Genomic DNA, 14,347 nt, shown 5'->3' with positions numbered 1-14,347 from the left:
GGCGCATGTCAGCGCTGCAATGTGCGCCGTCGCGGATCAGTGTGTGCTGACCTGCTTGTCAGGCGGGCCGCCACGCGCGGCGGTTTCCAGCGACGCCGTGACGATCAGCACCACCGTAGTCAGCGCGTTCAACCACAGCAGCCCCAGCGACTGCGCCAGGCACGCCAGCGGCAGCAGCAGCGCAAGCCCGATCAGATGCGAGAGCGGAAAGCGCCCATAGACCGCGCGCTTGTACAGCCCGTTGCCCGCCAGGAACAGTCCGGGCCCGGCCAGCATCACCAGCACGAAGGCCAGCGTCATGTGGCCATGCGGATGGGCGATCATCAGATCGTTGCCGACCGCGGTGACGATGACGCTGCCGACGATGGCCACATGCAGATAGTGGAACAGCGCGCCATAGCGGCCCGGATCGTCGGCCTGGACGATGACCTCGGTCGCATCGCGCACGGCGATATTGAAGTACAGCCACCACATCGCCAGGCTGCCGACGAAGGCCGTGGCGAAGGCGATCATCTCCGCCGCGTCCCAGGCCGGCGCATGGGCCAGCGTGGCGCCGGTGATCAGGATCGATTCGCCCAGCGCCACGATCACGAACAGCGCGCAGCGCTCGACCAGGTGGCCGCCTTCGATGGTCCACTCGCGCGCGCTGTCCGACCGGCCCAGGCCGGGCACGGGGAAGCCGAACATGGGCGAGATGTACTCGCACGCCACCGCCAGGCCCCACAGCAGCAGCCTCCAGCCCGGCTCGGCCAGGCCGCCGCCGATCCACAGCGCCGCGCACAGGACGGCCCAGGCCAGGATGCGGCTGAAGTTCGGCCCCAGAGGATGGTCGCCCAGCTGCAGGCGCAGGAACAGCGCTCGCCCCACCTGCATGACCGCATAGCAGGTGGCGAACAGCAGAGCGCGCTCGCCGAAGGCCTCCGGCAGCGCTGCGGCGAACAGCAGCCCCACGCCCATCAGCGCGAACAGCATCACGCGGATCGGCCGGGTCTCCGGGTCGAACCAGTTGGTCGTCCAGCAGGTGTACTGCCAGCCCAGCCAGACCGCGAACCACAGCAGCAGCGCCTGGGCCGCCCCAAGCACGGTCAGATGCCCGAGCAGGAAGTGCGAGACCTGGGTGACGGCGAACACGTAGACCAGATCGAAGAACAGTTCGGCGTAGCTGACCTTGGCCTCGCTGCCATCGCGCACGCGCAGCAGCGGATGCGGCGTGGTCGCGGCCGGGACATCGCGTACGGGTGCGTGCCCGTGGCTCATGGCGAGACGCCGCGACGCGGCAGCTTGAGCGCCAGCACCCAGGCCAGCGCGACCGGCACGAGGAAGATCAGCGCCTGGATCGGCGCCTCTTCTTCCAGCGTGTAGCCGTGCGCCAGGCCGGTGCGCAGATTCCACAGCACCGCCAGCAGCCACAGCACGGTGAAGCCGATCGCGCCCTGGCGGCGCAGGCGCGCCGGCATGCGCAGCACGACGCCGAGCGCGATCAGCAGCCCGGCCACGATCAGGATCAGGGTACGCATGGGGTGCGGCGCGTCTCGGGCAGGAGGATGGCCGGCACGTTAGCGCAAGGCGGGCGCACGCCGCACCTCTTCGCCGGCCGCCTCAGGGTGCCGCGGCGCCGCACACCGGGCAGTCGGGGTCCGGCGGCAGTGCCAGCTCGTGGAAGCGCATGCCCAGCGCGTCGAAGCCCAGCAGCCGTCCGGCCAGCGATTCGCCCAGGCCCAGCAGCAGCTTGATCGCCTCGGTCGCCTGCAGCAGGCCGATCACGCCGGGCAACACGCCGAGCACGCCGGCCTGCGCGCAGTTGGGCGCCAGCGCGGGCGGCGGCGGCGCGGGGAACAGGCAGCGATAGCACGGCACCTGGCCACGCCGGCGCCCGGCGTCGAACACGCTCACCTGCCCTTCGAAGCGCTGCACCGCGCCGTACACCAGCGGCCTGGCCTGGCGCACGCAGGCGTCGTTGAGCAGATAGCGCGTGGCGAAGTTGTCGGCACCGTCGATCACCACGTCCACGCCGTCGAGCAGCGCCTCGACGTTGTCGGCCGTGACGCGTGCGGCCACCGCGTCGATGGCGATGTCCGGATTGAGCGCCTGCAGCGTCTGCGCCGCCGAGCTCACCTTGGACTGGCCGATGCGTTCCTCGCCGTGCAGGATCTGGCGCTGCAGGTTGCTGCGCTCGACCACATCGTCGTCGGCGATGCGCAGCCGGCCCACGCCGGCCGCCGCCAGATAGTAGGCGGCCGGCGATCCCAGCCCGCCGGCGCCGACGATCAGCACGCGCGCATCGCGCAGGCGCTGCTGGCCGGCCGGGCCGACTTCCGGCAGCAGCAGATGGCGCGAGTAACGCTCGGCAAAGCGCGCCTGCTCGGCGTCAACGAGCGGCATGACCAGGGGCAGCCCGTCGGCGATCCAGCGCGTGGTGCCGCCCTCGACCGAGGCCACGCGCAGATAGCCGCGCTCCAGCAACGCCTGCGCGGCGGCGAGCGAGCGCGCCCCGCTCTGGCAGATCAGCAGGACCTCGCGCGACAGATCGGGCAGGTGCGTCTGCGGCGCGGCCTCCAGCGCGGCGCGTTCGATGCCCAGCGCGCCTTCGGCCTGGCCCTGCGCGCGTTCGTGCACCTCGCGCACATCGATCAGCACCGCGCCGGCGGCCTGGCGCGCGCGCGCCTGCGTGGGCGTGAGCAGTTCGATCTTCATCCCCAGGATTATCGTCGACGCCGTGTCATGCCGGCATCGGCGCCCCGAGCGCGTAGATCACACGCCTGCTCGATGCTCGGTGGGCGCTGCCGTCTCTTCCGATCACAGCGCACCCTCCCTGTAGAGCGGAGCTTGCTCCGCTGCTCTTCGTCCGGTTCATGGGAAAGCCCCAGCGGAGCAAGCTCCGCTCTACAGATAGGGCCGCCCGAGCGGTCAGTAGGGCAGCACCGTCACCGGCGTCCCCGCCGCGTAATCCCGCTCGCCGGCCTCCAGCACGATCAGCGCATCGCTGTCGGCCGCCCCGCGCAGCTGGTGCGAGGCCTCGGCCGGATTGGGTTCGACCAGCAGCACGCCCGTCTCGCTGCTGCGCAGCCGCCCGCGCAGGAACTCCAGCCGATCGTGCGTCTTGCGCCAGTCGCTGGCCAGGCAGGCGGTGAACCGCGGGCGCGGCTCCGCCCTGCCCTGCAGCGCATCGAGCAGCGGCCGCCCCAGCGCCAGGAAGGTCGCCAGCACCGAGACCGGATTGCCCGGCAGACCGAGCATCAAGGCCCGCTCCAGCGCGCCGAACAGCACCGGCATGCCGGGCTTGATCCGCACCTTCCAGAAATGCACCTGACCCTGCGCCTGCAGCAGCCCGGGCAGCAGATCGCGCTCGCCGGCCGAGACCCCGCCGGCGGTGATCACCAGGTCGAACGCGCTGGCCGCATCGCGCAGCGCGGTCTCCACCCGCTGCGGATCGTCGGGCAGGCGCGGCCAGGCGACCGGCTCCAGGCCGAGCTGGCGCAGCAGGCCCATGAGCAGGTCGCGGTTGCTGTCGTAGATCTGCCCCGGCGCCAGCGGCATGCCCGGCTCGACCAACTCGTCGCCGGTGGAGAACACGGCCACGGTCGGCTTCGGAAAGACCGCCAGGTCGGCATGGCCGAGCGCGGCCGCCAACGACACGCGCGCCGGGGTCAGCACCTGGCCGGCCTCCAGCACCTGCGCGCCGGCCTGCACGTCCTCGCCGGCGCGGCGGATGTCGTGGCCCGCCTGAATCCCCGCCGGCACCGTGACGCGCGCGCCATCGACCTGGACCCGCTCCTTCATGACCACCGCATCGGCGCCGCCCGGCAGCGGCGCGCCGGTGGTGATGCGCGCGCACTGGCCCGGCTGCAGCACCAGGCCGGCCTCGGGTCCTGCGAATTGCTCGCCGGCCAGCGTCAGCGTGGTCGGCGCCTCGGGCGAGAGGTCGGCGCTGCGCACCGCGAAGCCGTCCATGCGGCTATTGTCGAACGGCGGCAGCGGGAACTCCGCGCCGACCGCCTGCGCCAGCACGCGGCCATCGACGCGCTGGATCGCCAGCCGCTGCGGCGGCGCGCGATGCTGCGCACCGATCCGCGCCACAATCTCCAGCGCCTGCACGTAGTCGATGCGCGTGGGGAACGTCATGGGCTTACTTGCCGCGCTTGACGTGGCGGATCAGGCGCTTCTTCTTGGCGATCTGGCGCTCGGTCAGCACGTTCTTCTTGCCCTCGTAAGGGTTGGCGCCCTCGCGGAACAGGAAGCGCACCGGCGTTCCGACCAGCTTGAAGCGCTTGCGGAAGAAGTTCTCCAGGTAGCGCTTGTAGGATTCGGGCAGCACCTTCAGGCGCGTGCCGTGGACGATGAACGTCGGCGGGTTCTCGCCGCCCGGATGCACGTAGCGCAGCTTGGAGACATGGCCGCGGATGCTCGGCGGCGGGTTGGATTCGTAGGCGATCTCCAGCGCGGTGTTGACCTCGCTGGTGCTGAAGGTCTTGGTGGCCGAGGCATGCGCGCGGTGGATGGCGCGGAACAGCTCGCGCAGGCCCGAGCCGTGCTTGGCGGAGATGCGCACGGCCTCGGCCCATTCGACGAAGCCCAGCTTGCGCGAGAGCAGCTGCTCGGCCTGCTGGCGCTGGTAGTCGGTCAGCCCGTCCCACTTGTTGACCGCCACCACCAGGGCGCGGCCGGCGTCGAGGATCGCGCCCAGCACGCTGGCGTCCTGGTCGGTCACGCCTTCGCTGGCGTCCAGCAGCAGCACCGCGACCTGGCACTGCTCGATGGCCTGAAGGGTCTTGACGATGGAGAACTTCTCCACCACCTCGTCCACGCGGCCCTTGCGGCGCAGGCCGGCGGTGTCGACCAGCCGGTACAGGCGGCCCTCGCGCTCCAGGTCCACCGCGATGGAGTCGCGCGTGGTGCCCGGCACCTCCGAGGCGATCATGCGCTCCTCGCCCAGCAGGCGGTTGACCAGCGTGGACTTGCCCACGTTGGGCCGGCCGACGAAGGCGATGCGCATGCGCTGGGGGTCTTCGTCCAGCAGTTCGCCGGCGCCCTCGGCCGGGACGCGTTCGAGCACTTCCTCGACCAGTTCGTCCACGCCCTGGCGATGCGCGGCCGAGAGGGTCAGCACATCGCCGAAGCCGTAGCGGGCGAAGTCGGCGCGAGCGGCCTCCTCGTCCACGCCGTCGATCTTGTTGAGCACCAGCAGGGTCGGCCGCGCGGTCTTGCGCAGCCAGGCCAGGATCTCGTCATCCAGCGCCGAGGCCCCCTCGCGCGCATCGACGATGAACAGCACCAGGTCGGCCTCGGCCGCGGCAGCGCGCGACTGGCGCGCGGTGGCGCCGGCCAGGCCCTCCTCGTCCCCGGCGATGCCGCCGGTGTCGACCAGCACGAACGGGGTCTCCGGCTGCAGCCGGCACACGCCGTAGTTGCGGTCGCGGGTCACGCCGGGCTGGTCGTGCACCAGCGCGTCGCGGGTGCGCGTGAGCGCATTGAACAGCGTGGACTTGCCCACGTTGGGGCGGCCCACCAGGGCGACGAGAGGCAGCATTGGAAACCAGACCTGGAAGGCGAAGAACGAACGGGGCCGGTGCCGACGGCCCGCCGTGCGGACCAGGCGGCGCGGCCATGGGCACGCGGCGAAGGCGGCACAGGATACGAAAACGGGGAGCCGGACGCATGTTCCGGCTCCCCGTGGGTCTTGCGTGGAGGGCTTACTTGATGCGGAACGCGGTCAGCTTGCCGTCGATGTTCTGGACCAGCAGCACGCCATCGGCGACCACCGGGTTGGCACGGATCGGGTCGCCGCCGGCGCGTTCGCGCGCGGCCAGCTCACCGTTGTCCAGGCGCAGCCAGTGCACGTAGCCGTCGTAATCGCCGACCACCGCGTAGTCGCCCTGCACCGCCGGCGCGGTCAGCGCGCGGCGCAGCAGCTTCTGGTTGGACCACAGCGAACCGCCGCTGGTCTTGTCCAGCGCCCACACCACGCCGCCCTTGTCCGACAGCACGACGCTGGACGGGGCCAGGCCCAGGCCGGCGACGCCGCCCTTGTCGCGGCTCCACATCGGGCGGCCGCTGGGGCCGTCGATGGCCAGGGTCGCGTTCTTGTAGCTGGAGGCGTAGAGCGTGGTGCCGTCGATCACCGGCGGCCCGTCAACGTCGGCCATGCGGTCCAGCTCGGTGCGGCCCTCGGGCTGGCCCACGGTCTGGTCCCACAGCGCATGGCCGTCGTTGAGCGCCAGCGCGGTCATGGTGCCGTCGTCGTTGCCCACGAACACCAGGCCCGGGCCCAGCGTGACCGGGCCGTTGCCACGCACGGTCAACGCCGGCTGCTCGCGGTTCCAGAACCAGCGGCGCACGCCGTCGGTCACCTGGAAGCACAGCACCTGGCCGTCGTTGGCGTGCACCAGCACGTTGCCCTGGCCGATGGTCGGCGGGGCGATGATCTCGTTGCTGGCCTTGGCGGTCCACTTCTCCTCGCCCGTGGCCGGGTCCAGCGCGAAGAGCTTGCCCGACAGCGTGCCGACCACCACCAGCCCGTCGCCGGCGCCGACGGCCGAGACGCGCTCGTCCTTCATCTTGTGGTGCCACAGTTCCTTGCCGGTCTGCAGATCCAGCGCCTTGACCCCGCCCTCGATCGCCGCGGCGTAGACGTGGCCGTCGGCCACGGCCGGGCCCTCGCGCACGCCGAGCAGCTTCTCGCCCTTGCCCACGCTGGTGGACCAGAGCTTGTCGACCTGGATGCTGGGCTCGAACTTCTCCAGCTTGACCGGCTCGGTGGCGGCCTTCTCGGCGGCCTTCTTGTCGTCGGTGAACCAGCCCTTGACCGTGCTGCAACCGGACAGGACCGCCACCAGCGCGACCACGGCGGCCGCACGCTTCATGTTCACAACCACTTTCATCAGATCGACTCCGCGGACCCGGGCGGCGTGCCGCCGGCGTTGGTGAGCTTGATTTCGACCATCTGGCGCTGCGGCGAGGCCACGTCCAGGCTGGTCAAGGCTTTCAGATAGGTCTCGCGGGCCTGGTCGCGCTTGCCCGCCAGGACCAGCGCATCGCCGCGCACTTCCAGCGCCGAGGCGCTGTCGTAGGAGGCCAGCAGCTTGATCGCCTCGTCCTGCTTGCCCGCGGCATTGAGCAGGCGCGCGGCGTGCAGGTCGGCGTACGGCTTGACCGGCGAATCGGCCTTGACCGCCTTGAGCGTCGCCAGCGCGGCGTCGTTCTGCTTGGCCTTGACCTGCGCCTGGGCCAGCTGCAGCAGCGCCAGCTCGGTGTAGATCGAATCGGCGTCGTGCTTCTGCAGCGCGGCGACCTTGTCCTGCGCGGCCTTCAGATCGGTGCCGCCGATGGCCTTGACCGCCTCGGCGTAGCTGGCATAGCCGGCCTGCGACTGCTGCTCGCGGTGCTGGCCGTACCACTTCCATCCGAAGATCAGCGCCAGCCCCAGCGCGATACCGCCGATAATCCCGGCGCCGTTGTTCTTGAGCCAATTGCGGACGCGCTCACTCTGCTCGTGCTCGTCCAGCAGGTCATCGATTGCCATGCGTACTCTCGCCCCGCCATTGCGCGGGGTCATCTAATTGCGACAGGTGGACCCTCGCGGGTCAGTCCTGAACCGGCGCGAGTGATCCGTCGGAGGATACCGCAAAGCGTGCCACGTTGGCCCGCTGATACGGCGTCAGGTCCACCGTACTCCCGGCTCGCTGAACCTGAACCGCGTTCGCATTGCCCAGTTTGACCCGGGCCACCTGCCCGGCCTGGAAGCTGCGCGTCTGGCCGGCCTTAAGCAGGCCGCGCTCCAGGCTCTGGCCATCGGGGCCCTGCACGTCGACCCAGCTGTCGCCGCTGAAGGTGAGCGTCAGCGCGGCGGCGGCCGGCGGGGTCTCACGGGTCAGGCGCGGCGCCATCGAGGCGGTGATCGGGGCGTTGTCCGGCTCGACCTGCGGCGCGGGCGCCGGGGCGGCCACGGGCGCGGCGGCGGTGACGTTGGAGGGCGCCAGCGGCGCCATCGCCTTGGGCACTTCGTCAAGCGAGGCGGTCTTCAGCGCCGGCTTGCCCGAATTGTTGGAGACCACCAGCCAGAACGGCACGGCGAAGAAGCACACCGTGATCACCACATACACCGCGCGGCGCGCGGTGGACTCCAGCACGCGCTGGTAGCGCGGGGTGTGGGTGCGGCTGACCAGCTCCACCGGGCGCACGGCCTGCAGCAGCGACTGGTCCAGGTAGGCGCCGATGTCCACGCCCAGGGCGCGGGCGTAGCTGCGCACGTGGCCGCGGACGAAGACCGGGGCGCCCAGCGCCTCCCATTGGCCGGATTCGAGAATCTCGACCACCCTGGCCGGCACCTTGAGCCTGGTGCCCGCCTGGGCGACGGTCATGCCCTGCTGCTCGCGCGCCTGGCGCAGCAGCGCCGCGATCTGCGCCTGCTGCGCTTCGCCGGATGCGGGTTGGGTCGTGTTGCGATCCATCATGGTCTTGCACTATCCCCGGGACTTGCCGCAGCGGCTTGTGGGAACTCCGCCCGCAGACGCTGTCGATATCTCTCGGCGGCAGCCTTGTCGCCAAGCCTGTTCTCAATGTCAGCCGCAAGTTGTAACACGCTTGCGTCGACGGGTGCAGCCGCGATGCGCCGCTCGATGAAGGCGCGCGCGTCCATGTCGTGGCCGATCCGGTGTTCGTTGCGCGCCATCGACAGCAGCGCATAGGCATTGTTCGGGTCCAGCGCCAGCGCCTTGCGCAGGTCGCGCTCGACCCGCTCGTACTGGCCGGTCTGCAGGGCGCAGCCGCCGGCGTTGGCCAGGGCCGCGGCCGGGGTCGGATAGCCCGGCGCGGCGATGGCGCGGTCGAACCAGACCAGCGCCTCGGCCGGATAGCCGTTGGCGCACAGCCAGGCCCCGTAGTTGTTCATCATGCCGCCGTCCTGCGGCGCCAGTTCGGCCGCCTGGCGGTAGTGCTCGCCGGCGCCCTTGGTGTCGCCGCGCGCGCCATCGACGATGGCCAGGATGGTGTGGGCCGCGGCGGACTTCGGGTTGGCGCGCAGCACCTTGTTCGACTCGCGCTCGGCGGTGTCCAGGTCGCCCACGCGCAGGCGCTGCTCGGCCATGCCCAGCGATTCGCTCTCCTCGATCCGCTTGCGCGTGGCCTTGTCGTCGCTGACGTGATAGTCGCTGGCCGGCGTCTGCACCGGCTTGACCCCGCCCTTGGGCCGCACGAAGGTCAGCCGCGAGCAGCCGGTCGCGGCCACGGCCACGAGCAGCCCGGCGAGCAGGAGGTTATGCGGCCGCATCGCCCAGGCCCTGCTCGCGCAGCTGGCGGTTGAACTCGGCCTGGCGCCGGGTGCGGTCCATGACCTGGCCCTTGAGCTGGCCGCAGGCCGCATCGATGTCGTCGCCGCGGGTGCGGCGCACCATCGTCAGCACCTGCGCATCGAGCAGGATCTTCTGGAACGCGCGGATCTGCGCCTCGTCCGAGCGCTCGTAGCGCGTGCCCGGGAAGGGATTGAACGGGATCAGATTGACCTTGCCCGCTTCGCGCGACTGCATCTGGTTGCCGAACTGGCGCATCAGCCGCGCCAGCGAACGGGCGTGCTCGGGCTGGTCGTTGACGCCCTTCATCAGGGTGTACTCGAAGGTGATCGAGTCGCGCTTGGGGCTGGCCTTGAGGTAGCGCGCGCAGGCGGCCATCAGCTGCTCGACCGGGTACTTCTTGTTGAGCGGCACCAGCTGGCTGCGCAGTTCGTCCTGCGCCGCATGCAGGGAGACCGCCAGCGACACGTCGCTCTCGGTGGAGAGACGGTCGATCATCGGCACCATGCCGGCGGTGGACAGCGTCACGCGCTTGCTGGCCAGGCCGTAGCCCAGGTCGTCGCGCATGATGCTCATGGCGCGCACGACGTTGTCGAAATTGGCCAGCGGCTCGCCCATGCCCATCATCACCACGTTGGTGAGGCGACGGATCTGCGCCGGCACGTTGCCCAGGTGGCGCGCGGCCACCCAGACCTGGCCGATGATCTCGGCCGTGGACAGGTTGCGGTTGAAGCCCTGCGTGGCGGTCGAGCAGAACTGGCAGTTCAGCGCGCAACCGACCTGCGAGGACACGCACAACGTGCCGCGGGTCTTGTCCGGGATATAGACCGTCTCGATGGCGTTCTTGCCATCGGCGCCCATCGACAGCAGCCACTTGTGCGTGCCGTCGGCGGAGGGCTTGTCGAACACCACGTTCGGCACCACCACCTCGGCGTGCTGCTGCAGCTTGGCGCGCAGCGGCTTGCCCAGGTCGGTCATGCCGTCGAAGTCGGTGACGTAGCGGTGATGGATCCACTTCATCACCTGGTGGGCGCGGTAGCGCTTCTCGCCGAGGGTCTCCTCGAAGAAGCGCTCCAGGCCCGCCCGGTCCAGGTCGAGCAGATTCTGCTTGCGCGCCGGCGCACCGGCGAGCGGCTCGCCGGTGGTGGTCACGCTGGGAATCGGCGCGATCTGGCTCATCGAAGGCTCAGCGCGAAACCACTTCGGTGGCGGCGAACCAGTACGCCACTTCGATCGCCGCGTTCTCCAGCGAGTCCGAACCATGGGCGGCGTTGGCGTCGATCGAATCGGCGAAGTCGGCGCGGATGGTGCCCGGCGCAGCGTCCTTCGGATTGGTGGCACCCAGCAGCTCGCGGTGCGCGGCCACGGCGTTCTCGCCTTCCAGCGCCTGGATCATCACCGGGCCGGAGATCATGAACTCGACCAGCGCGTTGAAGAACGGGCGGTCCTTGTGCACGGCGTAGAAGCCCTCGGCCTCGCGGCGCGACAGCTGCTTGTACTTGGCGGCCACGATCTTCAGGCCGGCCTTCTCGAAGCGGGCATAGATCTCGCCGATGACGTTCTTGGCGACGGCATCGGGCTTGATGATGGACAGGGTGCGCTCCAGCGCCATGAGAGTTCTCCGAAGTTCGGGGCCAGGGTCGACCCAAGTTGGCTTAAGAAAAAACCCGCGTGGAAACGCGGGCTTGAATTTGATTTCTGCGGCAATTCTAACGGATTGCAAGGCCGCTTGCATCTGTCCGCAGGCGTCTTTGACGCAGTGCAACATGACATCGGGATCGGGCTCGGCGCAAACTCAAACAAGCGTTTGATTCAGAGCCCCCGTTCACATGGTCACCGGCACCCAGTTCTCGACCAAGGACCGCATTCTCGGCGCCGCCGAGGAGCTGTTCGCCCTGCATGGCTTCGCCGGCACCTCCCTGCGCCAGGTCACCACCCGGGCCGACGTCAACATCGCCGCGGTCAACTATCACTTCGGCTCCAAGGAGAACCTGGTCAACGAGGTCTTCCGCCGGCGCATGGACGTGATGACCGCCGCACGCCTGGGCCAGCTGGAGCAGGCCCTCAAGCGGCCCGGCGAGCTGGAGCCCATTCTGGCCGCCTTCGTCGAGCCGGCCCTGGCCATGGCCCAGGACGGCCAGGGCGGCGGCGCCTTCGTGCGCGTGATCGCCCGTGCCTATGCGGAGAAGAACGACAACCTGCGCAAGTTCCTCTCCGACCACTACGGCCATGTCCTGCGCGAGTTCGCCAAGGCCATCGCCGCCTGCCTGCCGGGCCTGAGCAAGCAGGAGCTGTACTGGCGCCTGGACTTCCTGGCCGGCGCCCTGACCTATGCCATGGCCGACTTCGGCCTGATCAAGCGTCCCGCCGGCGTCACCGAAGCGGCGCATCGTGAACTGGCCGCCCGTGAACTCATCCGCTTCGCCGAGGCCGGCTTCCGCGCCGGCAGCGTCCAAGCGTAATTTCAATCAAAACAAAGGTTTGTTGAATATGTCTGAGAAACTGCTTGTACGCCGCGCCGCCGTGCTCGGCGCCGGCGTGATGGGCGCGCAGATCGCGGCCCACCTGACCAATGCGGGCGTGGACACGATCCTGTTCGACCTGCCCGCCAAGGAGGGCCCGGCCAGCGGCATCGTGCTCAAGGCCATCGCCAACCTGGGCAAGCTCTCCCCCGCCCCGCTGGCGGCCAAGGGCCTGGCCGAGGCCATCACCCCGGCCAACTACGGCAGCGACCTGGACCTGCTGCGCGGCTGCGACCTGATCATCGAGGCCATCGCCGAGCGCATGGACTGGAAGCAGGACCTCTACGCCAAGATCGCCCCGTACGTGGCCGACCACGCCGTGCTGGCCTCCAACACCTCGGGCCTGGGCATCAACAAGCTGGCCGAGGTGCTGCCCGAGCAGCTGCGCCACCGCTTCTGCGGCGTGCACTTCTTCAACCCGCCGCGCTACATGCATCTGGCCGAGCTGATCCCGGCCAAGGGCACCGACAAGGCGGTGCTCGAGGGCCTGGAGAGCTTCCTGGTCACCACGCTGGGCAAGGGCGTGGTCTATGCCAAGGACACGCCGAACTTCATCGGCAACCGCATCGGCGTGTTCTCGATCCTGTCCACCATCCACCACACCCAGGAATTCGGCCTGGGCTTCGACGAGGTCGATGGCCTGACCGGTCCGCTGGTCGGCCGGCCGAAGTCTGCCACCTACCGCACCTCCGACGTGGTCGGCCTGGACACCATGGCCCATGTCATCAAGACCATGGCCGACACCCTGCCCGACGACCCGTGGCATGCGTTCTTCAAGTCGCCCAAGTGGCTGGAGGCCCTGATCGCCAAGGGCGCGCTGGGCCAGAAGACCGGCGCGGGCATCTTCCGCAAGGTCGGCAAGGACATCGTGGTGCTGGACCTGGAGCAATTGAAGAGTCTGGCCAAGGATGGCCAGGCTTCTGCGGAGGGATCCGCAGGTGCCTACCGCACGGCCGACCGTGGCGCCGCGCCGGAAGTGGTCGAGATCCTGAAGATCAAGAACCCGGCCGAGAAGTTCGCCAAGCTGCGCGAGAGCCAGCACCCGCAGGCCCAGTTCCTGTGGGCGACCTTCCGCGACCTGTTCCACTACAGCGCTTACCACCTGGCCGATATCGCCGAGACTGCGCGCGATGTGGACCTGGCCATCCGCTGGGGCTACGGCTGGTCGCTGGGCCCGTTCGAGACCTGGCAGGCCGCCGGCTGGAAGCAGGTGGCGCAGTGGATCGCCGACGACATCGCCGCCGGCAAGAGCATGAGCAGCGCGCCGCTGCCGAACTGGGTGTTCGACGGCCGCGACGGCGTGCACGGTGCGGAAGGCTCCTACAGCCCGGCCAAGGACGCCAAGCTGCCGCGCTCGGCGCTGCCGGTCTACAAGCGCCAGCGCTTCCCCGATCCGGTGCTGGGCGAGCAGTACCCGCAGGGCGAGACGGTCTACGAGAACGACGGCGTGCGCCTGTGGCACGACGGCGACGAGGTGGCCGTGGTCAGCTTCAAGACCAAGATGCACACCGTCTCGGACCAGGTGCTGGACGGACTGCAGGAAGCCGTCGGCCGCGCCGAGCGCGACTTCAAGGGCCTGGTGATCTGGCAGCCCAAGGAGCCCTTCTCCGCCGGTGCCGATCTGGCCGGTGCCCTGGGCGCGCTGCAGGCGGGCAAGATCGCCGAGTTCGAGGCGATGGTCGCCAACTTCCAGGCCACCAGTCAGCGCATCAAGTATTCGCTGGTGCCGGTCGTGGCCGCCGTGCGCGGCCTGGCCCTGGGCGGTGGCTGCGAGTTCCAGATGCACAGCGCCAAGACCGTGGCCGGGCTGGAGAGCTATATCGGCCTGGTCGAGGCCGGCGTGGGCCTGCTGCCCGCCGGCGGCGGCCTGAAGGAACTGGCCGCGCGCGCCTCGGCGGCCGCGGGGCCTGGCGGCGATGTGTTCGCCGAGCTGAAGAAGACCTTCGAGACCATCGCCATGGCCAAGGTCTCCAACTCGGCCGTCAATGCCCAGGAGCTGGGCCTGCTGCGTCCGACCGACAAGATCGTGTTCAACGCCTACGAGTCGCTGTACATCGCCAAGAACGAGGCCGCGGCGCTGGCCGAGTCCGGCTATCGCCCGCCCCTGCCCGCGCGCCGCATCCAGGTCGCCGGCGACGTCGGCATCGCCACCTTCAAGATGATGCTGGTCAACATGCTGGAAGGCCGCTTCATCAGCGAGTACGACTACGAGATCGCTACCCGCATCGCCACCGTGCTGTGCGGCGGCGAAGTGGATCGTGGCGCGGTGGTGGACGAGGAGTGGCTGCTCAGGCTGGAGCGTCGCCACTTCGTCGAACTGGCCCAACAGGAAAAGACCCAGGCGCGGATTGGGCACATGCTCAAGACGGGGAAGCCGCTTAGGAACTGAGATTGGGGATTTGGGATTGGGGATTCGTAAAAGCGAGTCTCCATACCCAACCACTCTCGCCTCCAACAAATTCATCCGCCGGGCAGATGCATTCGGACACCAGGATCCGCTCCAACGAATCCCCACTCCCGAATCCCCAATCCCGGCTTTCG

General features: G+C 69.5%; 13 protein-coding genes. 2 read left to right on the top strand and 11 right to left on the bottom strand.

Annotated features, from left to right (window positions below):
- Window positions 1–36: 36 nt before the first annotated feature.
- The 11 genes from MWN52_RS09185 to ndk all read right to left on the bottom strand — a co-directional run bounded on the left by MWN52_RS09185 (window position 37) and on the right by ndk (window position 10,896).
- The gene (locus MWN52_RS09185) at window positions 37–1,257 is read right to left on the bottom strand and encodes a low temperature requirement protein A (RefSeq protein WP_286577550.1); all 1,221 of its coding nucleotides are present in this window, start codon (window positions 1,255–1,257) and stop codon (window positions 37–39) included.
- Window positions 1,254–1,517, bottom strand: coding sequence for a hypothetical protein (locus MWN52_RS09180; RefSeq protein ID WP_130533032.1), 264 nt, complete (start codon window positions 1,515–1,517; stop codon window positions 1,254–1,256). Before MWN52_RS09180 ends, MWN52_RS09185 begins: the two co-directional genes overlap by 4 nt.
- An 82-nt stretch (window positions 1,518–1,599) precedes the next feature.
- Complete coding sequence (gene moeB, locus MWN52_RS09175) at window positions 1,600–2,694, bottom strand: molybdopterin-synthase adenylyltransferase MoeB (RefSeq protein WP_286577549.1); 1,095 nt, start codon at window positions 2,692–2,694, stop codon at window positions 1,600–1,602.
- 213 nt (window positions 2,695–2,907) lie between these two features.
- Entirely contained in the window at window positions 2,908–4,122 is a 1,215-nt protein-coding gene (locus MWN52_RS09170; RefSeq protein ID WP_286577548.1) for a molybdopterin molybdotransferase MoeA, read from the bottom strand.
- A gap of 4 nt (window positions 4,123–4,126) precedes the next feature.
- Window positions 4,127–5,527, bottom strand: a complete 1,401-nt coding sequence (der, locus tag MWN52_RS09165; protein ID WP_286577547.1) for a ribosome biogenesis GTPase Der — start codon at window positions 5,525–5,527, stop codon at window positions 4,127–4,129.
- Window positions 5,528–5,690: 163 nt separating this feature from the next.
- Window positions 5,691–6,878, bottom strand: coding sequence for an outer membrane protein assembly factor BamB (bamB, locus tag MWN52_RS09160; RefSeq protein ID WP_286577546.1), 1,188 nt, complete (start codon window positions 6,876–6,878; stop codon window positions 5,691–5,693).
- Complete coding sequence (locus MWN52_RS09155) at window positions 6,878–7,519, bottom strand: YfgM family protein (RefSeq protein WP_286577545.1); 642 nt, start codon at window positions 7,517–7,519, stop codon at window positions 6,878–6,880. Before MWN52_RS09155 ends, bamB begins: the two co-directional genes overlap by 1 nt.
- Window positions 7,520–7,580: 61 nt before the next feature.
- Entirely contained in the window at window positions 7,581–8,450 is an 870-nt protein-coding gene (locus tag MWN52_RS09150) for a RodZ domain-containing protein (protein ID WP_425477711.1), read from the bottom strand.
- The gene (gene pilW, locus MWN52_RS09145) at window positions 8,447–9,265 is read right to left on the bottom strand and encodes a type IV pilus biogenesis/stability protein PilW (protein WP_130531312.1); all 819 of its coding nucleotides are present in this window, start codon (window positions 9,263–9,265) and stop codon (window positions 8,447–8,449) included. The genes MWN52_RS09150 and pilW overlap by 4 nt, the downstream gene beginning before the upstream one ends.
- Window positions 9,252–10,463: a dual-specificity RNA methyltransferase RlmN gene (rlmN, locus tag MWN52_RS09140; RefSeq protein WP_130518654.1), complete on the bottom strand. Its 1,212-nt coding sequence runs from the start codon at window positions 10,461–10,463 to the stop codon at window positions 9,252–9,254. Before rlmN ends, pilW begins: the two co-directional genes overlap by 14 nt.
- Window positions 10,464–10,470: 7 nt before the next feature.
- Window positions 10,471–10,896 (bottom strand): nucleoside-diphosphate kinase, encoded by a 426-nt coding sequence (ndk, locus tag MWN52_RS09135; protein ID WP_130518656.1) that lies wholly within the window; start codon window positions 10,894–10,896, stop codon window positions 10,471–10,473.
- Window positions 10,897–11,113: 217 nt separating this feature from the next.
- Between ndk and MWN52_RS09130 the strand changes: the two genes are divergently transcribed.
- Window positions 11,114–11,746: a TetR/AcrR family transcriptional regulator gene (locus MWN52_RS09130; protein WP_130518658.1), complete on the top strand. Its 633-nt coding sequence runs from the start codon at window positions 11,114–11,116 to the stop codon at window positions 11,744–11,746.
- 28 nt (window positions 11,747–11,774) lie between these two features.
- Window positions 11,775–14,195 carry a 3-hydroxyacyl-CoA dehydrogenase/enoyl-CoA hydratase family protein gene (locus MWN52_RS09125; RefSeq protein WP_286577544.1) on the top strand — a complete coding sequence of 807 codons (2,421 nt, stop codon included), beginning with the start codon at window positions 11,775–11,777 and terminating at the stop codon, window positions 14,193–14,195.
- Window positions 14,196–14,347: the final 152 nt, after the last annotated feature.

Origin of the sequence: Pseudoxanthomonas winnipegensis, assembly GCF_030322905.1 — a bacterium.
Taxonomy (GTDB): Bacteria; Pseudomonadota; Gammaproteobacteria; order Xanthomonadales; family Xanthomonadaceae; genus Pseudoxanthomonas_A; species Pseudoxanthomonas_A winnipegensis.
The sequence above is the reverse complement of the archived record's forward strand: the minus strand, read 5'-3'. Positions and strand labels throughout refer to the sequence as shown.

Bases quoted from the DNA above. Each gene is read 5' to 3' on its own strand.
- MWN52_RS09125 (WP_286577544.1), top strand. From the start codon at position 11,775: ATGTCTGAGAAACTGCTTGTACGCCGCGCCGCCGTGCTCGGCGCCGGC.
- MWN52_RS09170 (WP_286577548.1), bottom strand. From the start codon at position 4,122: ATGACGTTCCCCACGCGCATCGACTACGTGCAGGCGCTGGAGATTGTG.
- der (WP_286577547.1), bottom strand. From the start codon at position 5,527: ATGCTGCCTCTCGTCGCCCTGGTGGGCCGCCCCAACGTGGGCAAGTCC.
- pilW (WP_130531312.1), bottom strand. From the start codon at position 9,265: ATGCGGCCGCATAACCTCCTGCTCGCCGGGCTGCTCGTGGCCGTGGCC.
- rlmN (WP_130518654.1), bottom strand. From the start codon at position 10,463: ATGAGCCAGATCGCGCCGATTCCCAGCGTGACCACCACCGGCGAGCCG.
- MWN52_RS09130 (WP_130518658.1), top strand. From the start codon at position 11,114: ATGGTCACCGGCACCCAGTTCTCGACCAAGGACCGCATTCTCGGCGCC.
- MWN52_RS09155 (WP_286577545.1), bottom strand. From the start codon at position 7,519: ATGGCAATCGATGACCTGCTGGACGAGCACGAGCAGAGTGAGCGCGTC.
- MWN52_RS09185 (WP_286577550.1), bottom strand. From the start codon at position 1,257: ATGAGCCACGGGCACGCACCCGTACGCGATGTCCCGGCCGCGACCACG.
- moeB (WP_286577549.1), bottom strand. From the start codon at position 2,694: ATGAAGATCGAACTGCTCACGCCCACGCAGGCGCGCGCGCGCCAGGCC.
- ndk (WP_130518656.1), bottom strand. From the start codon at position 10,896: ATGGCGCTGGAGCGCACCCTGTCCATCATCAAGCCCGATGCCGTCGCC.
- MWN52_RS09180 (WP_130533032.1), bottom strand. From the start codon at position 1,517: ATGCGTACCCTGATCCTGATCGTGGCCGGGCTGCTGATCGCGCTCGGC.
- MWN52_RS09150 (WP_425477711.1), bottom strand. From the start codon at position 8,450: ATGATGGATCGCAACACGACCCAACCCGCATCCGGCGAAGCGCAGCAG.
- bamB (WP_286577546.1), bottom strand. From the start codon at position 6,878: ATGAAAGTGGTTGTGAACATGAAGCGTGCGGCCGCCGTGGTCGCGCTG.